The organism is Corynebacterium sp. CNJ-954 (assembly GCF_001942345.1).
In the GTDB taxonomy this organism is placed as follows: domain Bacteria; phylum Actinomycetota; class Actinomycetes; order Mycobacteriales; family Mycobacteriaceae; genus Corynebacterium.
On record NZ_MKKI01000028.1, the window covers coordinates 1 to 4419 of the forward strand.

Genomic DNA, 4419 nt, shown 5'->3' on the forward strand with positions numbered 1-4419 from the left:
GGTAGTCGGCGGGCTGCTGGTGACGCTCTCGAGAGGTTAGCGGGGCTAACTTCACTGCGATACCTCTAGGTGAGTCACTGCCCGGGGGTGTTACCCCCTGTTTCTGTGTGCTGTGAGGTGGTTGAACGCTGTTTTGCTGGGTTTTTGCTGTCAGTGAACGTGACTGCGGTGATTGCTGTGCACTACCCCCGTGACCTCAAGCGGAGGTCGAGGGTTCGCATCGTGTTGTGAAGTGCCTGGGTGGCTGTAGCGTTCGGCAGGCGCACTACCGTGACTAGCGCGGATGTGCCGATGTGGGTTCACTCTGCGCAGTACAGCAAGTGGAATCGAGGGCTCCGCGATGGAGGGGAAGATTCTGCGGCCCTTGTAGGGTCGCCACTACCTTGCTATGGTCCGAAATGCACTTACTGGTTAGCTTTCGGTAAGCGTTATTGGACCCCTCTGTTCCGAAATGGAGGGTTGACGTTTTGGACGATCTCCACTGAGAGGATGCTCAATGAAGAAGAAAATCGGGTTCGCGGCAAGCGTCGCCGTGGCCGCGTCACTGTTGTTTGCTCCCGCTGCGCAGGCCGCCCCGGGCTGGCACGGGCCGTACCGCAATGTCGTGACGTGCAATGCATCTTGGATGACGATCAAGTTCAAGCCGACCAGCGTTCCGTTGGAGCAGACGCGCCCGTGCTCGAAGCATGCTGACGGAAAATGGTGGTACCGCTGGTAGTGGGCGGGATTTAGGCAGCTAATCGCGCCGTTGTTATGGCGTGGCTAGCTGTTTATTGCTAGCACTGCACCGACCAGGATGAGTAGAACAGAGGTCACTAAGCTTGTCATCCTGGGGCTGATTCTTATGCTGGCCAACCTGCCTTTCAGTGCGATTCCTGCAGCAAGAATGACCAGGCTTGTAGATATTGCAATAAGTGAATAGATGATCATCGACGCGGTAAAGCTGGAACCGTTTTCTGAATTAATAAGTGAAAGAACCCCTCCGATGAATGGTACAGATGTTAGCGACTGTACGAATCCTAACGCTACCCCGCCGCCCACTATGCGGGTCCGGGACCGGAATATTTTATTCGAAAAATCGATAGACCTAGTTACTATACTACCACTTTTATTGATGGTCAGTAATCCTAGTACTCCTAATATGGCAAGTAGGATCCCTAGCCACGGAGACTCGGTTGTTTGTGGGGCATTGATACCAAGTGTATTGAATGCCAGGAGAATTAGGTACGCGGCTGATAGGATCCCTGCCCAGTCTGAGGTGACCAGAAGTGTTAACTTTTTGGCGCTCTGGTTTCGTATCGTACCGAATATGATGATCGCCCATAAGAGTAGGTTGAAAGAATCGGCGAACCCAAGTAGGGCAACTTCGGTACTGATCATATGAACCTTCTGCTCATTACTTCATTTCGGGTATATTCTTCATCTGTCGTCATTATATCTAGTTGATATAGTGAGGTTCAGCGTAAGATCGATGATATCATTGTTCTCTATATTGAATACACTGACGAGCGGTCGGTAATGGGGGAACTAGAGATTAGGATTGTTGGGGATGCTGGCTCGCCGGGGCGCTATAGACCGTGCCTGCGGCGTGTCCTAGTGTGCAAGCATAGAGATGCGCTGCGGTTTACACGAACAGACTGCGTCACGCCGTACACTGTAGATGCGCAGTATCGATCATCGTCGGGGTGGCTGTACGTCACAGTGCTTGCGCAGGGGCATTTGCGTGGGCGTCCAAAACTAGGGCAGATCCTCTGAAGTGTCATAATATCAATTATCGGCGATCCCGTGAGATGGCCGAAGTGTGGCGGGTCGAAGATCGCTGTCGTTCACTAGCTTAGGTTGTGTTCGTAAGCGAACGTAGACCTTCAGGGGTGGGTGGTGGTGCTGTATGGTCAGCATCATCACTGTGCTCGGAACGATGGACTTATTCTCCACGGTGGCGTTTTCGACTTCAATCGCTCCAGTTCAAGTGGCTAATCGTGCCATTTGTTCTACATCTACTTCATATATCGAAAAGCAGATACCGCGTGCCTCGGCCGCGGCCCATGAGGGTACGAACGCCTGTTCAATTACGTCACAGTGACGTAATTGAACAGGCGTTCTTGCCTGATTGAATGTCGAAAAGAACTTACATCTTCCCGAGCACTGGATATTCGCACACCCTAGCAACACTGCTTAGACTATATCGATGGTACTGGTACGAACTATCCACTCGTAAATCCCTGTGGATCAACGCTCATCAAGTTGTGGTGACTGGTTGGAAGTCCTCGGGCGCTGTTCCCCCGCTCGGGGACAAGAAGATCCGCTCCGTACTGCCGGGTTGTCGCGGATCAAAGACGAGGGGCCGCCTATCCCCCACGGTCGGCATGCTTTGAGGTGCTAGCAATACGAAGCAGCGCACCCACCGGTCATGGTTCTCGGCATCTTTAAACTTCACCACCAGCGATGCTGCCATACGAGAGGCATCCGGAATCGGCAGCGGAGCATCAACAACCTCGGCCTCGACGAGGCTCCCGGTGCGCAACAGGTCTGTGACGAGACGGTTTCTGGCTCCAAGACGCCGACGTGCTACGATGCGGCCCGCATAGCTGACGACCGCGAGTGTGGCAAACATGCCGGGAAGCCACCACTGGGCAGCATAGAGGCACCATGCTCCCCACCCCCAGAGCTCATCCCGAAAGAACACCGGGTCCACCGCAGTGCCCACAGCGTCAGGTTCAACCCACATTGTCGTGGCTATCCACGTACCACCTGCCAGCCCGACGAGGATCAGAGTCAGCGGACCAGCCACAGTATACGATCTGTTGTCTCCTGTGTATCGATGGTTCCATTTTCCATACTGCCCGACAGTAAAGATCGAGGCGAGGATGCCGAGCGGCAGAGCCACACCCCGCACAGCTAGCGGGATGTTGGTGTCCCAGGTTGAGAAGACGCTGTTGAGGCTGACGATCCTGAACTGGTCAAACACTCCGCCGATGGCGAAACCGACCATCCCTGTCGTCAGCAGGGCGACTAGGCCCCACAGCAGCAGTGCGCTGAGCGCTTTCGAACCCCCTTCGAACTGCGCTTCTCTGCTTCTATCATCATGTAGTGGATTAATCAGGCTCACAGGACGATAATAGCCACTGCAGAATCCGGTGCTGCTGATAGGCGCGGCCAGTGACGGGCGTGCCGTGTGCAGCCGAGGGGAAACACCCGTTCATAGACCGCAGATCAAAACCCATCAGAAGAGCAGCCTGCAGGAACACGTGTAGTTCCCTTAAGCCTCTGTTCCCGTGTACGAAAACCGCAGATGAGCCCCTGCAGAAAGTGAACCATCGACCAGATGCAGATGCTCGACACCAGAGGAGACAATAGCTTAGTCGTCAGTACCGGATCACCATGCGACCATCAACCTTGCCAGCCTCCAAGTCCCCAAGCACAACGTTGATGCCATCAAGACCGCACTCATGCACCGTCGGATGAATCAAACCACGAGCATAGAAATCCAGAGCCTCCACCAAATCCTGGCGGGTACCGACCAACGACCCCCGGATGGTCAGCCCCTTAAGCACAATGTCGAAGATCGGCGCCGGGAACTCCCCCGGCGGCAAACCGTTGAACACAATCGTCCCACCACGGCGAGCCATATTAATCGCCTGACCGAACGCTTGCGGATGCACAGCAGTAACCAGCACCCCGTGCGCTCCCCCACCGGTACACTCCTGCACCGCAGTGATCGGGTCAACATCTGCAGCATTGACGGTGAACTCAGCACCATGCTTCTTAGCCAGCGCAAGCTTGTCATCGGCAATATCCACAGCGATGACACGCATCCCCATCGCAGCAGCGTACTGGACTGCCACATGCCCAAGTCCACCCACCCCCGAGACCACCATGAACTGCCCCGGCTTGGTTTCCGAGACCTTCAACGATGCTGTTGCAAAGTTGGGGTCGGTCAACCAGCATCAGACAGCATGAGCATCTTCTCCGGTCGCCACTTCCCTCAAGAGATCATCCTGTGGGCAGTGCGCTTGTACTGCCGCTACGGAGTGTCCTACAGGGATCTCGAGGAGATGCTGACCGAACGCGGCGCACCGGTGGATCACACCACGATTCTCACCGGTGGGTACAGAAGTACGGCCCCGAACTGGACAAACGGGTGCTGTTGCAATTTGGGGTGGTGGTGTCGGAAAGCTGATCATGCTAGGAGTTCCCGACCCCGCGTGCTGGTATCTCAGGCGCCGGCGAAGGCCTTGGCCACGATCACCGTATCCGCGTTCGCACACCCGAAGGCGAACACCACTCCTTCACCTTTGCGTAGCGCGTGCATCGCCTCCATGCCCTGCAGTGTCCGGTAGGCCGACACCGGTTTCTTGAAGCCGCCGCCTTTGGGACCCAGGATCCGCTTCAACCTGCCGTGATCACCTTCAATCACGT

3 protein-coding genes and 3 pseudogenes are annotated in these 4419 nt (G+C 55.5%); 2 read left to right on the forward strand and 4 right to left on the reverse strand.

What is annotated here, in order from left to right:
- Positions 1-496: 496 nt before the first annotated feature.
- The gene (locus tag BJF89_RS09855; protein WP_075814467.1) at positions 497-718 is read left to right on the forward strand and encodes a hypothetical protein; all 222 of its coding nucleotides are present in this window, start codon (positions 497-499) and stop codon (positions 716-718) included.
- A gap of 44 nt (positions 719-762) precedes the next feature.
- Here the strand turns inward: BJF89_RS09855 and BJF89_RS18565 are convergent, their stop codons facing one another.
- The 3 genes and pseudogenes from BJF89_RS18565 to BJF89_RS09865 all read right to left on the reverse strand — a co-directional run.
- Complete coding sequence (locus BJF89_RS18565; protein ID WP_139311974.1) at positions 763-1380, reverse strand: hypothetical protein; 618 nt, start codon at positions 1378-1380, stop codon at positions 763-765.
- Between the two features lie 859 nt (positions 1381-2239).
- Positions 2240-3109 (reverse strand): hypothetical protein, encoded by an 870-nt coding sequence (locus BJF89_RS09860; RefSeq protein WP_075814469.1) that lies wholly within the window; start codon positions 3107-3109, stop codon positions 2240-2242.
- A 256-nt stretch (positions 3110-3365) separates the two neighbouring features.
- Positions 3366-3911: pseudogene (locus BJF89_RS09865) on the reverse strand (zinc-binding dehydrogenase); the annotation flags it as partial.
- Between the two features lie 45 nt (positions 3912-3956).
- Here BJF89_RS09865 and BJF89_RS09870 point away from each other — a divergent pair.
- Positions 3957-4141: pseudogene (locus BJF89_RS09870) on the forward strand (IS6 family transposase); the annotation flags it as partial.
- 75 nt (positions 4142-4216) lie between these two features.
- Here BJF89_RS09870 and BJF89_RS09875 read toward each other — a convergent pair.
- Positions 4217-4419: pseudogene (locus BJF89_RS09875) on the reverse strand (IS6 family transposase); the annotation flags it as partial.

What these genes read in the sequence shown, in the direction of transcription:
- BJF89_RS09855 (WP_075814467.1), top strand. Translation starts at nt 497, where the DNA reads ATGAAGAAGAAAATCGGGTTCGCGGCAAGCGTCGCCGTGGCCGCGTCA.
- BJF89_RS18565 (WP_139311974.1), bottom strand. Translation starts at nt 1,380, where the DNA reads ATGATCAGTACCGAAGTTGCCCTACTTGGGTTCGCCGATTCTTTCAAC.